The sequence below is a fragment of the Salmonella sp. A29-2 genome (assembly GCF_020150755.1).
Taxonomy (GTDB): domain Bacteria; phylum Pseudomonadota; class Gammaproteobacteria; order Enterobacterales; family Enterobacteriaceae; genus Salmonella; species Salmonella enterica.
Window position 1 is genome coordinate 272,279 of sequence record NZ_CP083731.1, and the last position, 25,613, is coordinate 297,891.

Annotated in this window: 24 protein-coding genes; 12 read left to right on the top strand and 12 right to left on the bottom strand. The window is 55.3% G+C overall.

What is annotated here, in order from left to right:
• Positions 1-26 precede the first annotated feature (26 nt).
• Positions 27-461 carry a universal stress protein UspA gene (gene uspA / locus K8W53_RS01260; RefSeq protein WP_000323565.1) on the bottom strand — a complete coding sequence of 145 codons (435 nt, stop codon included), beginning with the start codon at positions 459-461 and terminating at the stop codon, positions 27-29.
• Between the two features lie 387 nt (positions 462-848).
• On the opposite strand from uspA, the gene uspB reads away from it, so the two are divergent.
• Complete coding sequence (gene uspB, locus K8W53_RS01265) at positions 849-1,184, top strand: universal stress protein UspB (protein WP_000626193.1); 336 nt, start codon at positions 849-851, stop codon at positions 1,182-1,184.
• Between the two features lie 139 nt (positions 1,185-1,323).
• Here the strand turns inward: uspB and pitA are convergent, their stop codons facing one another.
• A complete protein-coding gene (pitA, locus tag K8W53_RS01270; protein WP_000902764.1) occupies positions 1,324-2,820 on the bottom strand; it encodes an inorganic phosphate transporter PitA in 1,497 nt (498 codons plus the stop codon).
• 230 nt (positions 2,821-3,050) lie between these two features.
• Between pitA and K8W53_RS01275 the strand changes: the two genes are divergently transcribed.
• From K8W53_RS01275 to K8W53_RS01290, 4 genes are all read left to right on the top strand, one after another.
• A complete protein-coding gene (locus K8W53_RS01275) occupies positions 3,051-4,247 on the top strand; it encodes an NAD(P)/FAD-dependent oxidoreductase (protein ID WP_001627041.1) in 1,197 nt (398 codons plus the stop codon).
• A 305-nt stretch (positions 4,248-4,552) separates the two neighbouring features.
• On the top strand, positions 4,553-5,620 hold the full coding sequence (locus tag K8W53_RS01280; RefSeq protein WP_000359837.1) for an HlyD family secretion protein: 1,068 nt from the start codon (positions 4,553-4,555) through the stop codon (positions 5,618-5,620).
• The gene (gene rbbA, locus K8W53_RS01285) at positions 5,617-8,358 is read left to right on the top strand and encodes a ribosome-associated ATPase/putative transporter RbbA (protein ID WP_023224160.1); all 2,742 of its coding nucleotides are present in this window, start codon (positions 5,617-5,619) and stop codon (positions 8,356-8,358) included. Before K8W53_RS01280 ends, rbbA begins: the two co-directional genes overlap by 4 nt.
• Positions 8,358-9,482 carry an ABC transporter permease gene (locus tag K8W53_RS01290; RefSeq protein WP_001214750.1) on the top strand — a complete coding sequence of 375 codons (1,125 nt, stop codon included), beginning with the start codon at positions 8,358-8,360 and terminating at the stop codon, positions 9,480-9,482. Before rbbA ends, K8W53_RS01290 begins: the two co-directional genes overlap by 1 nt.
• Before the next feature lie 102 nt (positions 9,483-9,584).
• Here the strand turns inward: K8W53_RS01290 and nikR are convergent, their stop codons facing one another.
• The 3 genes from nikR to K8W53_RS01305 all read right to left on the bottom strand — a co-directional run bounded on the left by nikR (position 9,585) and on the right by K8W53_RS01305 (position 11,757).
• Positions 9,585-9,986: a nickel-responsive transcriptional regulator NikR gene (gene nikR, locus K8W53_RS01295; RefSeq protein WP_001190057.1), complete on the bottom strand. Its 402-nt coding sequence runs from the start codon at positions 9,984-9,986 to the stop codon at positions 9,585-9,587.
• 91 nt (positions 9,987-10,077) lie between these two features.
• On the bottom strand, positions 10,078-10,656 hold the full coding sequence (gene acpT, locus K8W53_RS01300) for a 4'-phosphopantetheinyl transferase AcpT (protein ID WP_000284366.1): 579 nt from the start codon (positions 10,654-10,656) through the stop codon (positions 10,078-10,080).
• A 51-nt stretch (positions 10,657-10,707) separates the two neighbouring features.
• Positions 10,708-11,757, bottom strand: coding sequence for an AI-2E family transporter (locus K8W53_RS01305; protein WP_000179588.1), 1,050 nt, complete (start codon positions 11,755-11,757; stop codon positions 10,708-10,710).
• Positions 11,758-11,846: 89 nt separating this feature from the next.
• Between K8W53_RS01305 and K8W53_RS01310 the strand changes: the two genes are divergently transcribed.
• Positions 11,847-13,106, top strand: coding sequence for an MFS transporter (locus K8W53_RS01310; RefSeq protein ID WP_077905455.1), 1,260 nt, complete (start codon positions 11,847-11,849; stop codon positions 13,104-13,106).
• Positions 13,107-13,109: 3 nt separating this feature from the next.
• Here the strand turns inward: K8W53_RS01310 and K8W53_RS01315 are convergent, their stop codons facing one another.
• Positions 13,110-13,667 (bottom strand): DcrB family lipoprotein, encoded by a 558-nt coding sequence (locus K8W53_RS01315; RefSeq protein WP_001245277.1) that lies wholly within the window; start codon positions 13,665-13,667, stop codon positions 13,110-13,112.
• A 72-nt stretch (positions 13,668-13,739) separates the two neighbouring features.
• The gene (locus K8W53_RS01320; RefSeq protein ID WP_001518097.1) at positions 13,740-14,405 is read right to left on the bottom strand and encodes a 7-cyano-7-deazaguanine/7-aminomethyl-7-deazaguanine transporter; all 666 of its coding nucleotides are present in this window, start codon (positions 14,403-14,405) and stop codon (positions 13,740-13,742) included.
• Between the two features lie 169 nt (positions 14,406-14,574).
• Between K8W53_RS01320 and tusA the strand changes: the two genes are divergently transcribed.
• Positions 14,575-14,820 carry a sulfurtransferase TusA gene (tusA, locus tag K8W53_RS01325; RefSeq protein ID WP_001541054.1) on the top strand — a complete coding sequence of 82 codons (246 nt, stop codon included), beginning with the start codon at positions 14,575-14,577 and terminating at the stop codon, positions 14,818-14,820.
• A gap of 23 nt (positions 14,821-14,843) precedes the next feature.
• Here the strand turns inward: tusA and tcp are convergent, their stop codons facing one another.
• The 3 genes from tcp to K8W53_RS01340 all read right to left on the bottom strand — a co-directional run bounded on the left by tcp (position 14,844) and on the right by K8W53_RS01340 (position 19,592).
• Complete coding sequence (gene tcp, locus K8W53_RS01330) at positions 14,844-16,487, bottom strand: methyl-accepting chemotaxis citrate transducer (protein ID WP_000789682.1); 1,644 nt, start codon at positions 16,485-16,487, stop codon at positions 14,844-14,846.
• 199 nt (positions 16,488-16,686) lie between these two features.
• Positions 16,687-18,885 carry a Zn(II)/Cd(II)/Pb(II) translocating P-type ATPase ZntA gene (gene zntA, locus K8W53_RS01335; RefSeq protein ID WP_023224161.1) on the bottom strand — a complete coding sequence of 733 codons (2,199 nt, stop codon included), beginning with the start codon at positions 18,883-18,885 and terminating at the stop codon, positions 16,687-16,689.
• Positions 18,886-18,965: 80 nt separating this feature from the next.
• A complete protein-coding gene (locus tag K8W53_RS01340; protein WP_000964735.1) occupies positions 18,966-19,592 on the bottom strand; it encodes a lysoplasmalogenase in 627 nt (208 codons plus the stop codon).
• 141 nt (positions 19,593-19,733) lie between these two features.
• Here K8W53_RS01340 and K8W53_RS01345 point away from each other — a divergent pair, with 141 nt between their 5' ends.
• Complete coding sequence (locus tag K8W53_RS01345; protein ID WP_000042855.1) at positions 19,734-20,105, top strand: DUF2500 domain-containing protein; 372 nt, start codon at positions 19,734-19,736, stop codon at positions 20,103-20,105.
• A gap of 21 nt (positions 20,106-20,126) precedes the next feature.
• Here K8W53_RS01345 and K8W53_RS01350 read toward each other — a convergent pair whose 3' ends face one another.
• Both K8W53_RS01350 and rsmD read right to left on the bottom strand, forming a co-directional pair.
• Positions 20,127-20,396 (bottom strand): DUF1145 family protein, encoded by a 270-nt coding sequence (locus K8W53_RS01350; RefSeq protein WP_023224162.1) that lies wholly within the window; start codon positions 20,394-20,396, stop codon positions 20,127-20,129.
• The gene (gene rsmD, locus K8W53_RS01355) at positions 20,386-20,982 is read right to left on the bottom strand and encodes a 16S rRNA (guanine(966)-N(2))-methyltransferase (protein ID WP_023224163.1); all 597 of its coding nucleotides are present in this window, start codon (positions 20,980-20,982) and stop codon (positions 20,386-20,388) included. Before rsmD ends, K8W53_RS01350 begins: the two co-directional genes overlap by 11 nt.
• A 125-nt stretch (positions 20,983-21,107) precedes the next feature.
• Here rsmD and ftsY point away from each other — a divergent pair, with 125 nt between their 5' ends.
• The 4 genes from ftsY (at position 21,108) to rpoH (ending at position 25,402) form a co-directional block, all read left to right on the top strand.
• The gene (gene ftsY, locus K8W53_RS01360; protein WP_023224164.1) at positions 21,108-22,583 is read left to right on the top strand and encodes a signal recognition particle-docking protein FtsY; all 1,476 of its coding nucleotides are present in this window, start codon (positions 21,108-21,110) and stop codon (positions 22,581-22,583) included.
• A 2-nt stretch (positions 22,584-22,585) separates the two neighbouring features.
• Complete coding sequence (gene ftsE, locus K8W53_RS01365) at positions 22,586-23,254, top strand: cell division ATP-binding protein FtsE (protein ID WP_000617729.1); 669 nt, start codon at positions 22,586-22,588, stop codon at positions 23,252-23,254.
• Positions 23,247-24,302 carry a permease-like cell division protein FtsX gene (gene ftsX, locus K8W53_RS01370; RefSeq protein WP_001081707.1) on the top strand — a complete coding sequence of 352 codons (1,056 nt, stop codon included), beginning with the start codon at positions 23,247-23,249 and terminating at the stop codon, positions 24,300-24,302. Before ftsE ends, ftsX begins: the two co-directional genes overlap by 8 nt.
• A gap of 245 nt (positions 24,303-24,547) precedes the next feature.
• Positions 24,548-25,402, top strand: a complete 855-nt coding sequence (rpoH, locus tag K8W53_RS01375; RefSeq protein ID WP_000159621.1) for an RNA polymerase sigma factor RpoH — start codon at positions 24,548-24,550, stop codon at positions 25,400-25,402.
• The last annotated feature ends 211 nt before the right edge of the window (positions 25,403-25,613 follow it).

Genomic DNA, 25,613 nt, shown 5'->3' on the forward strand with positions numbered 1-25,613 from the left:
TTAGCCGCCAGCCGGCACGGCAAGTATTACTCTTCTTCGTCGCGCAGCGGAACAATCAGCATGTCAACGTGAACGGTGTTGATCAGCTGGCGCGCAGAAGACATCAGTTTGCTCCAGAAGTCCTGGTGATGACCGCAAACGACCAGATCCATATCGTATTTCTTGATGGCGTCAACCAGCACCTGGCCCAAATCGCCGCTACCGCTCAGGGTTTCAGTGATAGGGTAGCCAGCGTTGGTAGACAGCTCGGTCAGCGCGTGGTGGGTTTCTTCGGAGATACGTTTCTGCATATCGCCCAGATTGACGTCAATCAGACCGGTGTACAGGTCTGAATAATTCACGTCAACGTGGATGAGGGAGATTTTCGCGTTGTAGGGGCGCGCCATAGAGACCGCTTTTTCAACCAGAACTTTACTTTCCGGGGAGAGATCAACTGCGATAAGAATGTGTTTATAAGCCATAGTGTTACTCCTTCCATAAGTTGTCGATGACCATTGAGCTACTGGCGTTTCTTATGCCGCCGCGTCACCCGCGTCCTGCGAACTCTATGCGCGGGGCTAGCTCAGCCGTTTACCATAACTATCCTTACATTATAGCGACCAGGATAATCCGTCAATCTGCCTTGCTTGCCAGTTAGTTAAACAAAATTTTCAGGGAATTGCATTGATAGTGATTAACCTTCTGGTAAAAAAATTAACTGATCTCCTACAATGTGTATAAGAGCCGTTCGAATGCGGAGCGCTAATATGGACGGCTTTCGTAGTACTCTTTCACTGATTGTCTGGCAGGGTATCGGGGAGCGGTAGTCCCGGAGAGGAACTCCGTGGGCGGGTCGCCGGGGAGGAGATATGATAAGCACCGTCTCACTATTCTGGGCTTTATGTGTCGTTTGCATTGTTAATATGGCGCGCTATTTCTCATCGCTACGCGCACTGTTAGTGGTACTTCGTGGTTGCGATCCTTTGCTCTATCAATATGTCGATGGCGGCGGCTTCTTTACCACGCATGGTCAGCCCAACAAACAGGTGCGCCTGGTATGGTATATCTACGCTCAGCGCTATCGCGATCATCATGATGAAGAATTTATTCGCCGTTGTGAACGCGTGCGCCGCCAGTTTCTGCTGACCAGCGCGTTATGCGGTTTGGTGGTGGTGAGCTTGATTGCGCTCATGATTTGGCACTGAATAAAAAAAGCGGGCCAGTTTCCTGACCCGCTCGTATTAGATAAGCCTCCGGATGACGCCGCTTGTAGCGGCCTATCAGGCCTGTGTCGTTTCATCCTGACAGGCCGGATTAGCGACAGCGCTATCCGGCCCATTTGGCTTAAATAATCTTCAGGGAAAGCCAGTACAGCACGCCGGAAAGAATAATCGCCGCCGGTAACGTAAATACCCAGGCCATCAGAATGCTGGTCACGGTTTTACGCTGCAACCCGCCGCCATCAACGACCATGGTTCCCGCCACTGAAGAGGAGAGTACGTGAGTGGTAGAAACTGGCATACCGGTGTAGCTGGCAAGACCGATAGAGACTGCCGCCGTCATCTGCGCCGACATTCCCTGCGCATACGTCATGCCTTTTTTACCAATTTTCTCGCCGATAGTGGTCGCCACGCGACGCCAGCCGATCATCGTACCAATACCCAGCGCCAACGCCACTGCCATAATGATCCACACCGGCGCATACTCAATGGTGCTTAACATATCGGTCTTCAGCTTTTTCAGCAGGCGCTGGTCATCGCTGCTTACGCCAGGCAATTTCACGACTTTATCGGTCGTGTCGGAAATGCACAGCATAATGCGACGCAACTGACTACGCTGTTCAACGCTTAACTTATCGTAGCTTTCCACGTTTGCCAGCATCCCTTTCGCACGGTTAAGCGCGTTAATGGTGTTAGCCGGATGGCAGTGGAATTCAGTCGGTTCAGTCGCGCCCGGCTCCGGAGAGGGAATCAGTTGGTCAACGCCGGTGACGGCTTTCAGCAGGTCAGGACGTTGCTCAAAGTACGTTTCGACATTGTTGATAGCATCGCGCGTACGGGTGATTTCGTAGCTGGAGGCATTCATATTGACCACGAAACCCGCAGGCGCGACGCCAATCAGCACCAGCATGACCAGGCCAATGCCTTTCTGACCATCGTTCGCGCCATGCGAAAACGCCACGCCGATAGCGGAGAGGATCAGCGCGATACGCGTCCAGAACGGCGGCTTTTTCTTGCCGTCTTTCTTTTCACGTTCGGCTGGCGTCAGGTGGATACGGGCGCGTTTCTTAGTACCGCTCCAGTAGCGGCGCAGCAAGAAAATCAGACCGCCGGCGAATACCAGACCGACAATAGGGGAGATAATGAGTGAACCGAAAATATTGATAACTTTCGGGATGTTAAGCGCATCCACCACTGACGTGCCGGTCATCATCGCATTGGTTAAACCGATGCCGATAATGGCGCCAATCAGCGTGTGGGAACTGGACGCCGGCAACCCGAAATACCAGGTGCCGAGGTTCCAGATAATCGCCGCCAGCAACATGGAAAAGACCATAGCGAGGCCGTGCGCGGAACCCATGTTGAGCAGGAGATCCGTCGGTAGCATATGCACAATGGCATACGCCACGCTGAGACCCCCCAGCAAAACGCCAAAAAAGTTAAACACCGCCGCCATGACAACCGCCAGCTGCGAACGCATCGCACGGGTGTAAATCACGGTTGCGACTGCATTGGCTGTGTCATGGAAGCCGTTAATTGCTTCGTAGAACAGCACAAAAGCCAGAGCAAGCAATAATAAAAGCCCGGTATGTAAATCCAGGCCAGCAAACAAATGTAGCATAGGACGTTACGCCATTTTGAGGACATGAACGCGGCGCATTATCAGTGACTTTGGCGGCGCGGGCAAAGTGAAATATAGACTTTTTTTGATGTACTTCGTGCTTTGTTTGATATCACTAAAGAATTATCTTATATATTTCAGATAAATACCATTTTCAGGCGCTTTTCGCGCTGGTGCGACCACTGAGGAAACTTTACAATTCCCGCCCGAATTTGAGAGAGGAAGGCGACGTGGAAAGGTTTGATGCCGTTATTATAGGCGCTGGCGCAGCGGGCATGTTTTGCGCCGCGCAGGCAGGACAGGCGGGTAGCCGCGTGCTGCTCATCGATAATGGCAAGAAGCCAGGACGTAAAATCCTCATGTCCGGTGGTGGACGCTGCAACTTTACTAATCTTTATGTTGAGCCTGCTGCGTATTTGAGCCAGAACCCCCATTTTTGCAAATCAGCATTAGCCCGCTATACCCAGTGGGACTTTATCGATCTGGTCGGCAGGTATGGGATAGCCTGGCATGAGAAAACGCTGGGACAGCTTTTTTGCGATGATTCCGCCCAACGCATTGTCGATATGCTGGTTGCCGAGTGCGACAAAGGCGGCGTAACGATGCGCCTGCGTAGCGAGGTACTGAGCGTCGAGCGTGATGAGTCGGGTTTCATACTGGCGCTGAACGGCGAGACGGTGACTACGCAAAAGCTGGTGATTGCCAGCGGCGGCCTGTCGATGCCGGGGCTTGGCGCATCGCCGTTTGGCTATAAAATCGCCGAACAGTTTGGTCTCAAGGTGTTGCCGACGCGCGCCGGGCTGGTGCCCTTTACGCTGCATAAGCCGCTGTTAGAACAGCTCCAGACGCTGTCTGGCGTCTCTGTGCCCTGCGTGATTACCGCCCGCAATGGCACGGTATTTCGGGAAAACCTACTTTTTACCCATCGTGGGCTGTCCGGCCCCGCTGTTTTACAGATTTCCAGCTACTGGCAACCGGGCGAGTTAGTGAGCATTAACTTATTGCCGGACCTCTCGCTGGAAGACGTTCTCAATGAACAGCGTAACGCGCACCCGAACCAGAGTCTGAAGAACACGCTGGCGATGCATTTGCCGAAACGGTTGGTGGAGTGTTTACAACAGTTGGGGCACATCCCGGATGTATCGCTCAGGCAGTTGAACGTTCGTGACCAGCAGGCGTTAGTTGACACGCTTACGGCCTGGCAAGTGCAGCCTAACGGCACCGAAGGCTATCGGACAGCGGAAGTGACGCTGGGCGGCGTGGATACAAACGAACTATCATCGCGGACTATGGAAGCGCGCCGCGTGCCGGGTCTCTATTTTATCGGCGAAGTGATGGACGTCACCGGCTGGTTGGGCGGCTATAACTTCCAGTGGGCGTGGTCGAGCGCCTGGGCCTGCGCGCAGGATTTGGCGGCAAAACGCTAAGTACCATTACAAACAATAAGCGAATAGACATCCCGGACAGAGGTGTTAGTATCGATTTATAGCAGTTATGAGTATGCGTGTTTCATTTACGGCCAGGAACGCTGATGATGACAACATTACTCCCTCTTTTCCGGGTACCTACATCATTCACTCCCTTTGACGGCGAGCGCTTCATCGGCGTCTGTTCGTCGTCTGGCCCCTTTTCTTTTTTCATTCTTATCCCGGATGGAAACCCCCGCTGAGCGCACGCCCGGCGGACTTTGTGACACGCATGGTTAGACAACAGGGATTACGGCGGGTCGATTATGGACAAAATGAAGCGTCATCTGGTGTGGTGGGGAGCGGGGATTCTTGTGGCGGTGGCCGCGATAGCCTGGTGGATGCTGCGCCCTGCGGGAATACCGGAGGGGTTTGCCGCCAGTAACGGCAGAATTGAAGCCACCGAAGTGGATATTGCCACTAAGATTGCCGGGCGTATTGATACCATCCTCGTTTCGGAAGGGCAGTTCGTTCGTCAGGGCGAGGTGCTGGCGAAAATGGATACCCGCGTATTGCAGGAGCAGCGGCTGGAGGCGATTGCGCAGATTAAAGAGGCCGAGAGCGCAGTTGCCGCCGCCCGCGCCTTGCTGGAGCAACGCCAGAGTGAAATGCGCGCCGCGCAGTCGGTCGTCAAACAGCGGGAAGCTGAGCTGGACTCCGTCTCTAAACGTCACGTGCGTTCCCGTTCGCTGTCGCAGCGTGGCGCGGTATCTGTACAACAGTTAGATGACGATCGCGCGGCGGCGGAAAGCGCGCGCGCCGCCCTGGAGACCGCCAAAGCGCAGGTATCTGCGGCAAAAGCGGCGATTGAGGCGGCGCGTACCAGTATTATCCAGGCGCAAACGCGCGTGGAAGCGGCGCAGGCGACCGAGCGGCGTATTGTCGCCGACATCGACGACAGCGAATTAAAAGCGCCGCGCGATGGACGCGTGCAGTACCGCGTTGCGGAGCCGGGCGAAGTGTTATCGGCTGGCGGCCGGGTGTTGAACATGGTCGATCTCAGCGACGTTTATATGACATTTTTCCTGCCGACCGAACAGGCGGGGTTGTTGAAGATCGGCGGCGAAGCGCGACTGGTGCTGGACGCCGCGCCGGATCTGCGTATTCCGGCGACGATCAGTTTTGTCGCCAGCGTGGCGCAGTTCACACCCAAAACCGTGGAAACCCACGATGAACGGTTAAAGCTGATGTTCCGCGTCAAAGCGCGTATTCCGCCAGAGCTGTTGCGACAGCATCTGGAATATGTCAAAACCGGTTTACCGGGAATGGCATGGGTTCGTCTGGATGAGCGCGTGCCCTGGCCTGACGATCTGAACGTGAGGCTGTCGCAATGACGTCGCTGACGCTGGTGCCTGTTCCTCCCGTGGCGCAGCTTGAGGGGGTGAGCCAGCATTACGGAAAAACGGTCGCGCTGAACAATATCACGCTGGACATTCCCGCCCGTAGTATGGTCGGGCTGATTGGTCCGGACGGGGTGGGTAAGTCGAGCCTGCTGTCGCTGATTTCTGGCGCGCGGGTGATTGAGCAAGGGAACGTTATCGTCCTGGGCGGCGATATGCGCGATGCGAAACATCGCCGCGACGTCTGTCCGCGCATCGCCTGGATGCCGCAGGGGCTGGGGAAAAACCTTTATCACACGTTATCGGTTTATGAGAACGTCGATTTTTTCGCTCGTCTCTTTGGTCATGACAAAGCTGAACGCGAAGCGCGTATTACCGAGCTGCTGAACAGCACCGGCCTGGCGCCGTTTCGTGACCGTCCTGCCGGGAAGCTGTCCGGTGGGATGAAACAAAAGCTGGGGTTGTGCTGTGCGCTGATTCATGACCCGGAATTGCTGATTCTTGATGAGCCTACCACCGGCGTGGACCCGCTCTCCCGCGCTCAGTTCTGGGACTTAATCGACGGTATCCGCCAACGGCAGACCAATATGAGCGTGTTGGTCGCAACGGCCTATATGGAAGAGGCGGAGCGTTTTGACTGGCTGGTGGCGATGAATGCGGGCGAGGTACTGGCAACCGGCAGCGCGCAGCAACTGCGGGCAAAAACCCATAGCGCGACGCTGGAACAGGCGTTTATCGCCCTGTTGCCAGAAGCGCAGCGCCAGGCGCATAAGCCAGTGGTGATCCCGCCCTATCACGCTGAGCAGGAAGAGATTGCCATTGAGGCGAAAGATCTGACCATGCGCTTCGGTAAGTTCGTCGCGGTTGACCATGTTAATTTCCGCATTCCGCGCGGCGAGATTTTTGGCTTCCTCGGTTCAAACGGTTGCGGCAAATCGACCACCATGAAAATGCTGACCGGTCTGCTTCCCGCCAGCGAAGGCCAGGCCTGGCTATTTGGCCAGCCGGTAGACCCGAACGACATCGATACCCGTCGCCGGGTCGGGTATATGTCGCAGGCATTTTCGCTCTATAACGAACTCACCGTGCGGCAGAATCTGGAACTTCATGCCCGCCTGTTTCATATTCCGCCAGCGGAGATCCCGGCGCGCGTCGCGCAGATGATCGAACGCTTTATGCTAACGGAGGTGGAAGATACGCTCCCCGCTTCGTTGCCGCTCGGTATCCGCCAGCGTTTATCGCTGGCGGTAGCGGTGATCCATCGCCCGGAAATGCTGATTCTTGATGAGCCAACGTCCGGCGTTGATCCGGTCGCCAGGGATATGTTCTGGCAGCTTATGGTCGATCTTTCGCGTCAGGATAAGGTGACGATTTTTATCTCGACCCATTTTATGAACGAAGCGGAACGTTGCGACCGAATGTCATTGATGCACGCCGGTAAAGTGCTCGCCAGCGGTACACCGCAGGAATTGGTGCAACAGCGGGGCGCGGCCAATCTGGAGGCGGCGTTTATTTCCTGGCTACAGGAAGCTGCGGGAGCGGCTCCTGAAACCCCAATACCGCCATCCCAGACGCCCGCCGCGTCAGGTAAACCGTCGCGGCAGGGATTGAGCTTCCGGCGTTTGTTCAGCTACAGTCGCCGCGAAGCGCTGGAGCTACGCCGCGATCCGGTACGCTCGACGCTGGCGCTGCTGGGAACGGTAATTCTGATGCTGATTATGGGCTATGGCATCAGTATGGACGTGGAGAACCTGCGTTTTGCCGTACTCGACCGCGATCAAACCGTCAGCAGCCAGGCATGGTCGCTCAATCTGGCGGGATCGCGCTATTTTATCGAACAGCCGCCGCTCGCCAGCTATGACGAGCTTGACCGGCGGATGCGTTCGGGAGAGTTGGCGGTTGCCATTGAGATCCCGCCTAATTTTGGCCGCGATATTGCTCGCGGTACGCCAGCGCAGATTGGCGTCTGGGTGGATGGCGCCATGCCCAGCCGCGCCGAGACGGTGAAGGGGTACGTTCAGGCGATGCACCAAAGCTGGCTGCAGGAGGCGGCAAGTCGTCAGCCGAACCCGGTTAAACAGACCGGGCTGCTCAACATTGAAACGCGCTATCGTTATAACCCGGATGTGAAAAGTCTGCCCGCTATCGTTCCGGCGGTCATTCCGCTGCTGCTCATGATGATCCCGTCAATGCTTAGCGCCCTGAGCGTGGTGCGGGAGAAAGAGCTGGGGTCGATGATTAATCTGTACGTAACGCCGACGACGCGCAGCGAATTTTTGCTGGGTAAACAACTGCCGTATATCGCGCTGGGTATGCTGAACTTCTTGCTACTGTGCGCGCTGTCGGTCTTTGTGTTCGGCGTGCCGCTGAAAGGCAGCTTTCTCACGCTTACCCTCGCGGCGCTACTTTACGTCATCATCGCCACCGGTTTGGGGCTGCTGATCTCTACGTTTATGAAGAGCCAAATCGCCGCTATTTTTGGGACGTCGATTATTACCCTCATTCCGGCAACACAATTTTCCGGCATGATCGATCCGGTGGCTTCGCTGGAAGGACCGGGAAGATGGATCGGCGAGATCTACCCGACCAGCCATTTTCTGACGATCGCGCGCGGGACGTTTTCCAAAGCGTTGGATCTGTCCGATCTCTGGTCGTTATTTATGCCGTTACTGATTGCCGTCCCGGTGGTGATGGGTCTGAGCATTCTGCTGCTGAAAAAACAGGAGGGGTAATGCGCGGATTACGTAATATTTATAACCTCGGCGTCAAAGAACTGCGCAGTCTGCTGGGCGACAAAGCGATGCTGGCGCTGATCGTCTTCGCCTTTACGATTTCGGTTTACTCCTCCGCTACCGTCCTGCCCGGTTCGTTGCATCTTGCCCCTATCGCCATCGCCGATATGGATCAGTCGCAGTTGTCGAACCGTATTGTGAATAGTTTTTACCGCCCGTGGTTTCTGCCGCCGGAGATGATTACGGCAACGGAAATGGATGCCGGACTGGATGCCGGACGCTATACCTTTGCGGTCAATATTCCGCCGAATTTCCAGCGTGATGTGCTGGCCGGACGTCAGCCTGATATTCAGGTTAACGTCGATGCGACGCGCATGAGCCAGGCGTTTACCGGCAACAGTTATATCCAGAATATTATTAGCGGCGAGGTCAACAGCTTTGTGGCGCGCGCGCGGGGAGATAACGTTCAGCCGGTGTCGCTGGAGATTCGGATGCGCTTTAACCCGAATCTGGACCCGGCGTGGTTTGGCGGCGTGATGGCGATTATCAACAACATTACCATGCTGGCGATAGTGCTGACCGGATCGGCGCTGATCCGCGAGCGAGAACACGGCACGGTAGAGCATCTGTTGGTGATGCCGGTCACGCCCTTTGAGATCATGATGGCAAAAGTATGGTCGATGGGGCTGGTCGTGCTGGTGGTTTCCGGTTTGTCTTTGATGTTGATGGTGAAAGGCGTACTTGGCGTACCGATTGAAGGATCGATCCCATTGTTTATGTTGGGCGTAGCGCTGAGCCTGTTCGCCACCACTTCAATTGGGATTTTTATGGGCACCATCGCCCGTTCGATGCCGCAACTGGGGTTATTAATGATTCTGGTACTGTTACCGCTACAAATGCTTTCCGGCGGTTCCACGCCGCGCGAAAGTATGCCGCAGGCGGTGCAGGATATTATGCTGACCATGCCGACGACGCATTTTGTCAGCCTTGCCCAGGCTATTCTTTATCGCGGCGCAGGTTTGAGCATCGTCTGGCCGCAGTTCCTGACCCTGCTGGCGATAGGCGGCGTGTTCTTCCTGATAGCGCTGTTACGCTTCAGAAAAACGATTGGCACAATGGCGTAAACATTATTGCCGGATGGCGGCTGCGCCTCATCCGGCCTACAAACGACAGACGTGCGAGCGTAGGCCGGGCAAGCGAAGCGCCCCCGGTAAGGCGCTGGGGCGTTAGTCTTCTTTCGGCAAACACTGCAAGTGGCCGTGGCGCACGCCGCGCTGGGCGATAACATCATCGGCAAAATGCTGTACGTCGCCCATATCGCCCTTCAGAACGGCGATCTCCAGACAGTCATCGTGGTTGATATGGACGTGCAGCGTGGCGACGGATAAATCATGATGATGATGCTGGGTGGAGACGATGCGGCTGGCTAAATCCCGTTTCTCATGTTCATAAACATATGAAAGTACCGCGAAACCTTGTGTACCGTGTTCCTGGGTGGCCTCCTGCGCCAGAGCGCCGCGCAGAATATCACGGATCGCTTCGGAGCGATTGTTATAGCCGCGTCGCTGACTCAGGCTGTCCAGCGTTTCCAGTAAATCGTCATCGAGGGTGATGGTGACACGTTGCATCTGACTTAAACCTTTTGGTATGGCGCGTCGGCGCATGGGAAGCTCCGCATTTTGTAACACACGTCCGCCGCCAGAGGGAAAAATTAATGTGTCATAACGCTTTTGTTATCGTCTGCGGCGTCAGCGTAAACGGTGTGGGGGTACAGACTGCCAGACTGAGCGTATCGAGCTGACACTGGCTGACCGACAAGGCAGAGGGCAACGTGCTGTCCACGCTGACGATTTGCCAGGCGCTGCCGCCGCGTTGTTTTACGATGGCTTCTTTACGCGTCCAGATACGCCAGAAGGCCGCCAGTTGTCGCTCCGGACGTTCCGCTTCCATTTCAGCATGTTCGCCGAGGCTGAATACCGCATTTGCCAGCGAACGCCAGTTATCGCGCGGGCGGATCACTTCAATATCGCAGCCGACTTCACCTTCGTCGCTAAGCAACAGAGCAATAGTGTCGCCGCTATGGCTGAGGTTAAACCACAGCGGCGTTCCGGCGGAAAAAGCCGGTTTACCCTGTTCGCCATACACCATCTCCGGTAGCGGCGAGAGTGCACGGGAAAGCAGCACGCGCCCGGCCAGCCAGCTTGCCCGGCGAACGCCCTGCGGTGCCTGAGCGATTAACGCGTCGGGCAATTGACCTGCGCTTAATGTTGACACTTTTCCCAGAACGATCTGGTACATATCAGGACCAACGTTGCCTATGAAGAAGAGGAGATTGTAGCATCTGTCGCCTCATCCCGGTAAACGGCTTTTCGGTCGGCCTGGCCCCAGCAAGATCGCCAGTTTGCTGCCGCCTTTAGTAGTTTCCATCCAGATTTTGCAGACGCTGGTCAAAGGAACGGACAAGAGCATCCCGACCGGGCCTAATAGCCATCCCCAGACCAATAACGAAAGAAATACCACCAGCGTGGACATTCCCAGACGATGGCCCATCATGCGTGGCTCCATAATGTTGCCAATCACCATATGGACCACCAAAAAGAGCGCGCCGACCAGTACGCACTCGTAAAAACCGTTAAATAACAGCGCCTGAATCATGGGGGGAACGGCGGAAATCACCGAGCCGATATTAGGAACGTAATTGAGCAAAAAGGCCAGTACGCCCCACATTAGCGCAAACTGAATATCCATTAACGCCAGTCCCAGCCAGATAATCGCGCCCGTCCATAAACTGAGCAGCGTTTTCAGCGCCAGATAATGCGAGACGCCTTTCAGGGCGCGGTGCAGGCCGGCAATATGGATTTGTGGATTGTTTAGCGCGAAACGTAATTTATAAGGCACGTGACGCACCTCAAACAGCATAAAAACCACGGTCATCACCAGCAGCACAATGCTTGCCATCGCGCCCGATACGCCGGTCATTAATGTTGTGGTGAAGAGCATGATTTTATCGGAATCCATCCCGCGGAGCATACGTTCCGGCGACATATGTAAATTCAGGAAGGGCATTAACTCCTGAAGGTGTAAGACCTTACGCGTCAGCTCCTTGCTGTATTTAGGCAGCATAGCGATAAATTCATTAAGCGATGCAGCAAGCACACCCACCAGCGCGGTAAGCACGATCAGCATGACGACCACCACGATAGTAATCGCCAGCGGTCGCTTCACGCCCCGACGAATAAACCAGGTCACTAATGGGTTAAGAACGATGGCAAAAAAGAGCGCCAGCAAGAGTTGTACAATAATATCCGCCGCGGCATGAATCCCGGCGAGAATAATAACCAGGGAGGCCAGTTTCAGCAGAATATGCATACCCGTTTTGTCGGGTTGAGCGGTTGCCATGAAGTTTTCCTTGTTGTGTTTTTTTCTAAGTGTAGCGGCTGCCCTGATACCGATAATCTGAATCTCACTACTGATTTTCACCGCGCGCCATGATAGAAAAGAAAACATGTTGTAAAAATGCGGTGATACTCATGCCCGAACCCGTCGCTGAACCGGCGCTAAACGGATTGCGCCTCAATCTGCGTATTGTCTCCATTGTGATGTTTAACTTTGCCAGCTACCTGACCATCGGCCTGCCGCTCGCCGTCTTGCCCGGCTATGTACATGATGCGATGGGATTCAGCGCGTTCTGGGCGGGGCTTATTATCAGCCTGCAATACTTCGCCACTCTGTTAAGCCGTCCCCATGCCGGGCGGTATGCGGATGTATTAGGGCCGAAAAAAATCGTTGTCTTTGGCTTATGCGGCTGTTTTTTAAGCGGACTCGGCTACCTGCTGGCGGATATCGCCAGCGCCTGGCCGCTGATCAGTTTGTTACTATTGGGGCTGGGTCGCGTGATTTTGGGGATTGGGCAAAGTTTTGCCGGCACCGGTTCGACACTGTGGGGCGTCGGCGTCGTCGGGTCGTTGCATATTGGTCGGGTCATCTCCTGGAACGGTATCGTCACCTACGGCGCAATGGCGATGGGCGCGCCGCTGGGCGTGCTGTGTTATGCCTGGGGCGGGTTACAGGGACTGGCGCTAACGGTGATGGGCGTGGCGCTGTTGGCGATACTGTTAGCCCTTCCACGTCCGTCGGTGAAGGCGAACAAAGGCAAGCCGCTGCCGTTTCGCGCGGTGCTGGGGCGTGTCTGGCTGTATGGTATGGCGTTGGCGCTGGCCTCGGCAGGGTTTGGCGTCATCGCGACGTTTATTACCTTATTTTATGATGCTAAAGGTTGGGATGGCGCCGCCTTTGCGCTCACGTTATTTAGCGTCGCGTTTGTCGGCACGCGTTTGCTGTTCCCTAACGGCATCAATCGTTTAGGCGGGTTGAATGTCGCCATGATCTGCTTTGGCGTGGAGATTATTGGTCTGTTACTGGTGGGGACAGCAGCCATGCCGTGGATGGCAAAAATCGGCGTTTTACTCACGGGGATGGGGTTTTCGCTGGTCTTTCCGGCGCTGGGCGTGGTGGCCGTCAAAGCCGTGCCGCCGCAGAACCAGGGCGCGGCGCTGGCGACCTATACCGTCTTTATGGATATGTCTTTGGGGGTTACCGGGCCGCTGGCGGGGCTGGTGATGACCTGGGCGGGCGTGCCGGTGATTTATCTGGCGGCGGCCGGGCTGGTAGCGATGGCGCTATTGCTGACCTGGCGCTTAAAAAAACGGCCTCCGTCTGCACTGCCGGAGGCCGCATCATCGTCGTAAAGGTTACTTAATAACCAACGTATTGATGATGTTTTCAGCCGTGGTTTGCGCTTTTTGCTGATTGTCCGCAGGCAGCGTGACCTGAATCGTCAGCAATTGGTTATCCACTTTGCCCAGCACGATGGAAGAGTACGCCGTCTGGCCCTTCGCGGAGATAATGCTGTCCAGTTGTTGCAACGTATGGCCTTTGAGCTCAATAGACTTATTGGTGACGACCTGAAGCTGCGGGTCGCGGCTACGCTGTTGCTCAAGCAGGCGGTTCGCCAGCACCGGCAACGCTTCATCGGTATTATCGCCGACGATAACAATCACCGCTTTCTGGCCCGTCGGGTCAGAATAAACGTGCATATTATTCGCCTGGGTGCCCAGCTTACCGCTTTGATCGGTCATATCCGCCGGCAGTGAGAAACTGAGTTTGCCATCCATCAGGCTGATGGGCTGACCGGAGGCCTGGCTTTCTGCGGCGGCGCTTTCTGCCGACGCTTTCGTATCGTTGTTATCACAGGCCGCAAGCCCCATAACCAGCAGGCCAATACCGGCATATTTAACCAAATTGCGCATTGACTTCTTCCTTTCGATAAACGGCCATAACGGCTCATTCGCTCATCTTATCACAACTCGGAAAACGAACCTTTAACTTGCCGGTAATGGGGAAATTTCAGATTTATCTGCCAGCTTTTTCAGCAACATATTCAGTAGAACGCCGTACATCGGCAGGAAGAAAATAATGCTGATGAGCACCTTAAAGCAATAATCCACCAGCGCAATTTCCATCCAGTGCCCGGCCATAAAGGCATCGGGGCTTCGCCAGAACGCAATGAAGAAAAAGGCAAGGGTATCGCTGATATTGCCAAACAGCGTTGAAGCGGTCGGCGCCAGCCACCAGCGACGATTTTGGCGCAGGCGGTTAAACACATGGACATCAAGGATCTGTCCCAGCGCGTAGGCCATAAAGCTGGCGGCGGCGATACGGGCGACAAACAGATTAAAGTTCGCCAGCGCGGCGAAACCTTGCCAGGCGCCCATATAGAACAGCGATGACACCACATACGACACCAGCAGCGCGGGGATCATGACGGCGAAGATAATGCGGCGCGCCAGCGGTGCGCCAAAAATACGCACGGTAAGATCGGTGGCGAGAAAAATAAAAGGAAAACTAAACGCGCCCCAGGTCGTGTGGAAACCAAAAATAGTGATGGGGAGCTGCACCAGATAGTTACTGGAAATGATCACCAGTAAATGGAATAGCGATAGCCAGAACAACGCTTTTACGCGCTGTGATTGTGTAAACGGAGTCATATTGTGACCTTTTTGTTGGATGGGGTGAGGGAACCCAATAAAGAACCGCCGCATGATACTGTTTTGCGCTGGCATTGCAATGGCTAATTTTCACGCAATCGTTAACCTGCCTGGCTTACTGACGAAGATGGGCGTAAAATATCGCCGTTTTTCTACTATTGAGACGAAGATGAGCGATCTGTTTTCCTCCCCTGACCATACGCTTGACGCCCTGGGGCTGCGTTGCCCTGAACCGGTAATGATGGTGCGCAAAACGGTGCGCAACATGCAAACTGGCGAAACATTGCTGATTATCGCCGACGATCCGGCGACGACGCGTGATATTCCGGGGTTCTGTACCTTTATGGAACACGATTTGCTGGCGCAAGAGACGGAGGGTCTGCCGTACCGTTATTTATTGCGTAAAGCGCATTAACCGCACGGCAGATAGCATTCTGATTAGAAGCTTTCCCAGTTCGCCTGTTCTGCGGCGGGCTGTGGCGTTAAGCCTTTGCTTAACGGCGTCGGCGACGCCTCCCGACGAGGTTGTTTCTGGATGCGGAACGCGGCGACCGCCTGACGAAGTTCGTTAGCCTGATCTTCCAGCGCCGCCGCCGCTGCTGCGGATTCCTCTACCAGCGAGGCGTTTTGCTGCGTCACGCTGTCCATTTCCGATACCGCCTGCGCCACCTGCTCAATGCCTTTGCTTTGCTCATCGGAGGCAGAGGCGATTTCGCCCATAATATCGGTCACGCGGGTCACGGCGTTGACGATCTCTTTCATGGTTTCTCCCGCTTCGCGTACCTGCGTAGAGCCGGTATCAATGCGCGACACGGAGTTTTCAATCAGCACTTTGATCTCTTTGGCGGCCTGCGCGCTACGGCTGGCCAACGTGCGTACCTCTCCGGCCACAACCGCGAATCCTCGCCCCTGTTCGCCGGCGCGGGCGGCTTCTACCGCGGCGTTCAGCGCCAGGATATTAGTCTGGAAGGCGATACCGTCAATCACGCTAGTGATGTCCACGATTTTTTCCGAGCTTTCGGCGATATCGTTCATGGTGCTCACTACGTTATCCACCACGCGTCCTCCTTTACGCGCGGTTTCTGATGCGGTTTTCGCCAGACCCGTCGCCTGTCGTGCGTTATCGGTGTTTTGCCGTACCGTGGCGGTTAACTGTTCCATGCTGGCGGCGGTCTCCTCCAGCGCCGAGGCCTGCTGTTCGGTACGGGAAGAGAGGTCGCTGCTGCCGGCGGAAATTTCGCCTGCGCCAGTATAGATAGAGTCTGCGTTATCGCGCACCGCGCTGACGGTACGGATTAACGACTGCTGCATCGTTTTAAGACCGGCGGCCAGTTGGCCCATTTCACTGCGTCCTTCGGCCTCTATCTCATGGGTAAGATCGCCGTCAGCGATCGTTTGAATGTGCGCCATAATCCGTTGCAGCGGGCGGAGTAGAACGCGTTGCAGCCCCAGCCAGATAAACGCCAGCACGATGAGCACGATAAGTAGAATTATCCCCAGCGTCCATTGCATCTGGGTAAAACTGCTCTGATTCTGATCGCTGGCTAATTTTATTAATTGCGCATTTTGAGAGAGCCACTGGTCATATACCTGCTCCATGTCATCCTGCGCTTTTTGCGCGTCAAGGTTGCCATAAGCGGCGTAATTATCGGCTTTAAGATAGTGGATAGACTGCTGCAAAACGTCATACATCTGCTTAAAGCTGGCTTCGGCCTGGGCATCCAACGCCGGATCTTTGCCTGCGATCGCTTCGGAGTTCACGTAGTTGTTGAAATGTTTTTCCGCTTCGTTGAGCGACGCGCCAGCGTTAGTTAACAGCGTGTTCATGGCGTCCAGTGAGGCGGGATCGCGCTGATTTTTTAACATGCGTATCGCCACGCGGTTAATGGTGACGCGGGTTTCGATCAATGTCTGAAAACTGCCGCCCAGTTCCTGTTGTTGGTAACTCAGCGCGCTCGCATTCTGGAAATTCAGCCGATCGCTGCTGACGGCGGAATAAAACAGTATTCCTGTCACCAACAATAAGGCGCTAAATATGCCCAGCGTCGCGATAACGCCGGTGATGACTTTGATATTTTTCATAGTGCCTAACATTCCTTATTTTGTAGACGGTATGATCAATATCGGTTGGATAAAAATTAACCTTACATCAAATCACGCTATTTCTGATTAATGGTTTGATAAGTAATAGAAAATAAATAATTTTCGCGTGAATAATATGAACAAAGAAAGGAATATCGCGGGATAACCCGGCGACACGACGCCGCCGGGTGGGAGAAGATTAGTTTTTACGCAGCAAACGTAGCGCGTTGGCGGTCACCAATACCGTGGCCCCCGTATCCGCCAGGATTGCCAGCCATAGCCCGGTAAAACCAAGTAGCGTCGTCACCAGAAAAATGGCTTTCAGCCCCAGCGCAATGGTGATGTTCTGCCGGATATTCGCGTGGGTAGCGCGCGCCAGCGTAATCATCTGCGCTAACCCGCGCAGACGGTTATGAGTAAGGGCGGCGTCAGCCGTTTCCAGCGCGACGTCAGTACCGCTGCCCATCGCAATTCCGATACTGGCGGCTTTCATCGCGGGCGCATCATTAATGCCGTCGCCCACCATGGCCAGCGGCGCTTGTTGGTTAAGGGCGGTGACTGCCCGCACCTTGTCTTCCGGCAGTAGCCCGGCTTTAAACGCCAGATCCAGCTCGCCGGCAATCGCTGCCGCCGCCCGTGGGTTATCGCCGGTCAGAATCACGCCGTTAACGCCTAACTGATGCAGTTCGCGGATGGCGTCGCGCGCATCGTCACGCAACGTATCCTGGAGGGCGAGGACGCCAAGTACGGTCTCGTTACGCAGCACCAGAACCACCGTCTGCCCGGCGTTTTCCAGTTCGCTAATTTGCCCGGCAAACGCTGCCGCAGGCTGTTTTCCCGCCGCGCAAATCAGAATTCGTTCGCCGTTAACCTGCGCTTCAATCCCGGTGCCGGCCAGCGTTCGCTGCGATTCCGCCGTCGGGATCGCCAGATCGCGTGTCTGCGCTTCGCGGACAATAGCCTGCGCCAGCGGGTGCGTAGCGCCTTGTTCTACGGCTGCCGCCAGCGCCAACAGTTCAGCTTCGCTGATACCGCTTGCCGGATGAATCGCCGTCACCCGTGGTTTACCGATGGTCAACGTACCGGTTTTATCAAAGGCGACCTGCGTGATACGGCCCAGTTGCTCCAGCGCTGCGCCGCCTTTAATCAATGCGCCGCGCCGTGCCGCCGCCGCCAGCCCGGAGGTAATGGCCGCGGGCGTGGAGATCACCAGCGCGCACGGGCAACCGATTAATAGCAGCGTCAGCCCTTTATAAATCCACTCCTGCCAGCCGCCATCGAACATCAGAGGCGGAATAAGCGTCACCAGCAGCGCGATGACCATAATGACTGGCGTATAGATGCGGCTGAAACGGTCAATAAACCGCTCAATGGGCGCACGGCGCTCTTCCGCCTCTTCAATCAGCGTCAGGATACGGTCAATCGCGCTGGCGCCAGGTTCAGATAGCACCTCCAGGGTGACGAGACGGTCAACGCTGGTCGCGCCTGCCGGGACTTTGTCGCCCGTTGCGCGCTCCACAGGGATAGACTCGCCGGTGAGCGCGCTTTCATCAAAGCTGGCGAAACCGGAAACCAGTTTACCGTCGGCGGGTAAACGCCCCCCGGCGGCGACTTCGATAATATCGCCCGGTCGCAGGGTATTAATAGCGACCTCTTCCCGCACGCCGTCGCGCAGACGGGTCGCCGTTTCCGGTTTAAGCGCCATTAACGCGCTGACGCCTTTACGGGCGCGGCTGGCGGCCCATCCTTCCAGGCGCTCGCCGATGAGGAACAGCAGCAATACCATTGCTGCCTCCGCCGTCGCGCCTATAAACAGCGCGCCAATGGCGGCGACGCTCATCAGCGTTTCAATAGCGAACCAACTGCCGCTTTTCATCAGCCGCAGCGCCTGGCGGGCAATAGGATACAGACCGACCAGAGTGGTGGCGATAAAGGCCAGTTGGCCGAACGGGTGGTTAAATTGCTCCAGCCCCCAGCTTATCGCCATCATAATGATCAGCGTAATAAGCGGCAGGTTCTCTTTAAGACGAGATTCAGGTGCGGCGTCGCGCGAATCTTCGCTACGCAAGGTATAACCCGCCTTCTGTACGGCGCGTTCAATTTGCGTGCGGAGGTCGTTGTCGGCATCGACCACTAACTTTTCGGTGGCGAACAGCACTTGCGCCTGGTTGACGCCGCGAATTTGGCGTACCGCATTCTCCACTTTTCGGGCGCAGGCGGCGCAGTCCATGCCGGAGATTTTCCAGGTATAGCGCGTGCCTGTTACGGCAGTAGAAACAGGCGCGCTGGACGCGCAATGTTCTTCGCAGCAGCAGCTATCGGCCTTCTGTATTGCCGGGGCTAATCTGAAGGAGGTAAAGGGCGGGACTTTTTTGCCATCGGTATCAGGGGTCGACATAACGTCCTCCGGTTGATGATAATTTTCTCATTAACCGGAGGATACACTCTGGAGTCGACTCCAGAGTCAAGCGCTATTATTTACAGGTACAGCGAGCGAACAATCAGGAAGTGTCCGGCAAAGTAGCAGGCGGCGGCAATCGCGTTATCCGCCCGGAAACGGCGGCGGTAATGGCTACCCAGCCAGACGATATTGCCGATAAACAGCAGCGTCGCGCCGGTAAAGGCCGAAAGGGCTGGCGCCGTTGGACGGAAGAACCACAGTTCGCCCGCCAGCCAGACCATGACCAGCGTCATGGCGATAAAAGTACACACCGGCCAGCGTAGCTCCTCCAGTCGCGTCCAGATAACGGCGATAAGCAACGCGCCGACTATCAGTAACGCCAGCGGCAGCGGCCAGAAGAACGACAACGTCATTTGGCTGGCAAAGTAAATGGTGTAGAGCAGATGCGATAAGAAAAATGCCCCGACGGCGTACAGCAGGCGTTGACGCGGTAAGAGCGTTAACGCATCGCCGACCAGCGAGGCGCACAGTCCGGCCAACACAAGATAACTGATGGCGTCAAACATCGGCGCTTGCCAGGCCAGTAACAGCAACAGTAATAACGTGACGGGCTTAAAAACCCAGCGTTGCCAGGCTGGCCCGCGATAGGAGGCGTCCACATACAGCCATGCGGACAGGCAGACAGCGATAAACGACCAAAGCATCTTAATTCCTTGAATTCGTTATTTTTTCGCAAACGGTATGCTTGCGGCTCTATTATTCAGTGTAGAGGCCGTGACGGTCAGATGACAACACTATAACGGGCAGGGTATGCTTATTTCCGCATTTTCTGACAGGTTAACAGTATGAGTAAGCCACCGCTTTTCTTCATTATAATCATTGCATTAATCGTAGTTGCCGCGTCGTTCCGCTTCGTTCAGCAACGGCGGGAAAAAGCCGCTAATGAGGCGGCGCCGTTACAGCAAAAGCAGGTCGTGGTCAGCAATAAACGGGAGAAGCCGGTTAACGACCGACGCTCTCGCCAGCAGGAAGTGAGCCCGGCGGGAACCAGTATGCGCTATGAGGCCAGTTTTAAGCCGCTCAATGGCGGTCTCGAAAAAACGTTCCGTTTACAAGCGCAGCAGTACCACGCTTTGACGGTGGGCGATCAAGGTACGTTGAGCTATAAGGGAACGCGGTTCGTCGGGTTTGTTAGCCGTACCCCGGATAACGAATAAACCGTCATCCGGCAGCAAACGTTATTTTTTGTTCTTAAACTTCTTCTGCCAGACCAGCAGCTCAAACACGCCGAACAGGAAAATGCGGATTTTCTCTCCCGCCGTCATCTGCGGACCCGCTTTCGGTATCGTTGATTTCAGCAACGCCAACTGCATACCGTGCATCAGCGCCATGAACACCAACGCCACGTTGACGAAGATATTGAGCGGGCGCGGGAAGGGATGCACCAGATTAAGAATCAAAAATGCCCACACGAAGAGCATTAATAAGCGGCCCAGATTAATCAACATCATTTTCTCCTTGCGCGTCGCGCTGATACAGACGATAAGCGACCTGTCCGGCCACCTTTTCTCGATACAATGCCCAGTTCGCCGGAACGGGCGGCAGACCGTTTTCCACCTCGCTTTCTACGTAGATTAGCGCGTCGTCGGCCAGCCATCCCTGGGTTTCCAGCAATTGTAACGTCTCTTCCAGCAGCCCTTTACGAAACGGCGGGTCGACAAAGACGACGTGATGCGGCGTCCCCGGCTGGCTGAGGAAGGCCAGAGTATTGGTATTGACGACGCGAGCATTGTTGGCTTTCAGCGTCGCCAGATTTTTTTGCAACTGCTGCGATACGGCGCGATCCATTTCCAGTAACGTTGCCTGGGCCGCATAACGCGATAGCGCTTCCAGAGCCAGCGCGCCGCTGCCGGCAAAGCAATCCAGACAATGGGCGTCTACCATTACCGGAGCCAGCCAGTTAAATAACGTTTCGCGCACGCGATCGGTGGTGGGACGCAGACCCGGGCTGTCCGGAACCGGTAATTTACGGCCACGCCATTGCCCGCCAATAATGCGGATTTGGCCGCTGCCAGAGTGAGTCGGTTTTTTCATTTCTCTTGCTCGAACCGCCTGTTGCAAGTTATTCCAGGCGGTGATGTGAATTAAGTTAAGTGATAGACTATTTCATCATTTTTTTAGCTTCCATGTATATAGCGCCGCGAGGGGTGTAGTCGCAGATGGCAAAACAGAAAAAACGTGGCTTCTTTTCCTGGTTGGGCTTCGGTGATAAAGAGCAGAAGCAGGAACAGACCGAAGAACAGCAGATTGTTGAGGAACAACGACCGGCTGAGCCCCCTGTTGAAACGGCGGCAGACGTAGACGCGCAAACGCCCGCGCACAGCAAAGCAGAAACAGAAGCCTTTGCGGAAGAGGTGGTGGACGTTACTGAGAAAGTTCAGGAGAGCGAAAAACCGCAGCCGGTAGAGCCGGAGCCCGCGGCGGCCATTGAGACGGCAGCGCCGCAGATCGCGGTGGAACGCGAGGAATTGCCGCTGCCGGAAGAGGTCAAAGACGAGGCTATCTCGCCGGAAGAGTGGCAGGCCGAAGCGGAAACTGTAGAGGTCATTGCCGCGGTAGAAGAAGAGGGCGAAAACGCGGCGAAATTCACCGACGAAGAGCTGGAAGCGCAGGCGCTGGCCGCTCAGGCGGCGGAAGAGGCGGTGATGGTTGTTCCGCCGGCGGAAGAAGACGCGCCGGTGGAAGCGATCGTTCAGGAGCAGGAAAAACCGACTAAAGAAGGTTTCTTTGCCCGCCTGAAACGCAGTCTGCTGAAAACCAAAGAAAATCTCGGTTCCGGATTTATCAGTCTGTTCCGCGGCAAGAAAATCGACGATGATTTGTTCGAGGAGCTGGAAGAGCAGTTGCTCATCGCTGATGTCGGGGTGGAAACCACGCGTAAGATTATCGCTAATCTGACGGAAGGCGCCAGCCGCAAACAGCTTAAAGATGCCGAGGCGCTGTATGGTCTGTTGAAAGACGAGATGGGCGAGATTCTGGCGAAGGTAGACGAACCGCTTAATATTGAAGGTAAAACGCCTTTTGTTATTCTGATGGTTGGCGTGAACGGCGTGGGTAAAACCACCACTATCGGTAAACTGGCGCGCCAGTTTGAGCAGCAGGGTAAATCAGTGATGCTGGCGGCGGGGGATACTTTCCGCGCGGCGGCGGTCGAACAGCTACAGGTCTGGGGACAGCGTAACAACATTCCGGTTATCGCCCAGCATACCGGCGCGGACTCCGCCTCGGTGATTTTTGACGCTATCCAGGCCGCGAAGGCGCGTAATGTGGATGTGTTAATTGCCGATACGGCAGGGCGTCTGCAGAACAAGTCGCACCTGATGGAAGAGCTGAAAAAAATCGTTCGCGTCATGAAAAAGCTGGACGAAGAAGCGCCACATGAAGTTATGCTGACCATTGACGCCAGCACCGGACAGAACGCGGTAAGCCAGGCCAAACTGTTCCATGAAGCGGTAGGCTTAACCGGTATTACCCTGACCAAGCTGGACGGTACGGCGAAAGGCGGGGTGATTTTCTCGGTAGCTGACCAGTTTGGCATTCCTATCCGTTACATTGGCGTGGGCGAACGTATCGAGGATTTGCGTCCGTTTAAGGCGGACGATTTTATTGAGGCACTTTTTGCCCGAGAGGATTAACAATGATTCGCTTTGAACATGTCAGCAAGGCCTATCTCGGCGGGAGACAAGCGCTGCAGGGAGTGACATTCCATATGCGGCCAGGCGAGATGGCGTTTCTGACCGGCCACTCCGGCGCGGGGAAAAGTACCCTGCTGAAGCTAATCTGTGGGATTGAGCGGCCCAGCGCCGGCAAAATCTTCTTCAGCGGGCATGATATTACGCGTCTGAAAAACCGCGAAGTGCCGTTTTTGCGCCGCCAGATTGGGATGATTTTCCAGGATCACCATCTGCTGATGGATCGCACGGTCTATGACAATGTGGCGATACCGTTAATCATTGCCGGCGCCAGCGGCGATGATATCCGTCGTCGTGTGTCGGCGGCGCTGGATAAGGTTGGACTACTGGACAAAGCGAGAAACTTCCCGATTCAACTCTCCGGAGGCGAACAACAGCGCGTGGGCATCGCCCGCGCGGTGGTCAATAAGCCAGCGGTATTGCTGGCGGATGAACCGACCGGGAACCTGGACGACGCGTTGTCGGAAGGGATTTTACGTCTGTTTGAAGAGTTTAACCGCGTAGGGGTGACGGTACTGATGGCGACGCACGATATTGGACTTATCTCCCGTCGTTCCTATAGGCAGCTCGTCCTGAGCGATGGACATCTGCATGGAGGCCTGGCCAATGAATAGGCGCGACGCGATTAACCAAATCAGGCAGTTCGGCGGACGGCTGGATCGACTGCGTAAGTCTCGCGGCGGAACAGGCGGCGGGCGCAACGCGCCAGGACGCCAGAAGCCGACGCCAAAACCGAACTCACGTAAAACGAATGTCTTTAATGAACAGGTGCGCTATGCCTGGCACGGCGCGCTGCAGGATCTGAAAAGCAAACCGCTGGCGACGTTTCTGACGGTGATGGTGATCGCCATCTCCCTGACGCTGCCCAGCGTCTGTTACATGGTCTATAAGAACGTCAACCAGGCGGCGACTCAGTATTATCCGTCGCCGCAGATCACCGTTTATCTGCAAAAAACGCTGGATGATGACGCGGCGGCGCGGGTTGTTGGGCAGCTTCAGGCCGAGCAGGGCGTTGAGAAGGTCAACTACCTGTCCCGTGAGGACGCGCTGGGAGAATTCCGCAACTGGTCGGGTTTTGGCGGCGCGCTGGACATGCTGGAAGAGAACCCGCTGCCGGCGGTAGCGGTGGTGATCCCCAAGCTGGACTTCCAGAGTACCGCCTCGCTTAATACGCTGCGCGACCGTATCTCGCAGATTAACGGCATTGACGAAGTCCGCATGGATGATAGCTGGTTTGCGCGCCTGGCGGCGCTCACCGGGCTGGTGGGCCGCGTGTCGGCGATGATTGGCGTGCTGATGGTCGCGGCGGTCTTCCTCGTTATCGGCAACAGCGTGCGCCTGAGCATTTTTGCCCGTCGCGACACCATTAACGTGCAAAAGCTGATTGGCGCGACCGATGGCTTTATCCTGCGTCCGTTCCTCTATGGCGGCGCGTTGCTCGGTTTTTCCGGCGCGTTTCTTTCACTGATATTGTCTGAAATTTTGGTGATGCGTTTATCATCGGCGGTGACTGAAGTGGCGCAGGTCTTCGGCACGAAGTTTGATCTCAATGGCTTATCGTTCGATGAGTGCCTGCTGCTGCTGCTGGTCTGTTCCATGATTGGCTGGATCGCCGCCTGGCTGGCCACGGTGCAACATTTACGTCACTTTACTCCCGATTGATAAAATCGTGGTATAATCTTTCCCTGCAATGGGCTTCCGTTCGCAGGGAAAGAGTCCCTGTTGTCTCTTCCCCGCGCGTCATCTTTATGTCACAAGATTTGTGCAAATTATGCACAGTGTTACATTGAACTTGTGGATAAAATCACTGTCTGATAAAAGAGTGGGTGATATTCTCGTTGCTCATCGGCTTTGGCACGGTTGTTGCTCGCTGACGGTGCCAGGCAATACTGATTGAGAGGATTTGAATGACCAAAGAAATGCAAAATTTAGCTTTAGCCCCTGTTGGCAACCTGGAATCTTATATCCGGGCGGCGAACGCGTGGCCGATGTTATCGGCTGACGAGGAGCGGGCATTGGCTGAAAGGCTGCATTACCAGGGCGATCTGGAAGCAGCTAAAACGCTGATCCTGTCTCACCTGCGCTTTGTTGTTCATATTGCTCGTAACTATGCGGGCTATGGTCTGCCGCAGGCGGATTTGATCCAGGAAGGCAACATCGGCCTGATGAAAGCCGTACGTCGTTTTAACCCGGAAGTAGGCGTGCGCCTGGTTTCCTTCGCCGTACACTGGATTAAAGCAGAAATTCACGAATACGTGCTGCGTAACTGGCGTATCGTTAAAGTCGCAACCACGAAAGCGCAGCGTAAGCTGTTCTTTAATCTGCGTAAAACCAAGCAGCGTCTGGGCTGGTTTAATCAGGATGAGGTTGAAATGGTGGCGCGCGAACTGGGTGTTTCCAGTAAAGACGTGCGTGAGATGGAGTCGCGTATGGCGGCGCAGGACATGACGTTTGACATGTCTTCGGACGATGAGTCCGACAGCCAGCCAATGGCGCCGGTGCTGTATCTGCAGGATAAATCGTCTAACTTTGCCGACGGCATTGAAGACGATAACTGGGAAGAGCAGGCCGCCAACCGACTGACCGACGCGATGCAGGGGCTCGACGAGCGTAGCCAGGATATTATCCGCGCTCGCTGGCTGGACGAAGACAATAAGTCTACGTTGCAGGAGCTGGCCGATCGTTACGGCGTCTCCGCTGAGCGTGTGCGCCAGCTTGAAAAGAACGCCATGAAAAAGCTTCGCGCTGCGATCGAAGCGTAATCTTCGCGAATTGCCAATGAACCCTCGAATGTGAATTCGGGGGTTTTGTTTTTTGTAGGCCGGATAAGGCGTTTACCCTGCCATCCGGCAACACGTTTGCCCGATGGCGCTTCGCTTATCGGGCCTACGGGCCCTTCCTCTCCCCCACCGACACAAATCTGTTATCTGGATGTAAATTTAGCTATTCCAAAATAATAAAAATCGGGTATGT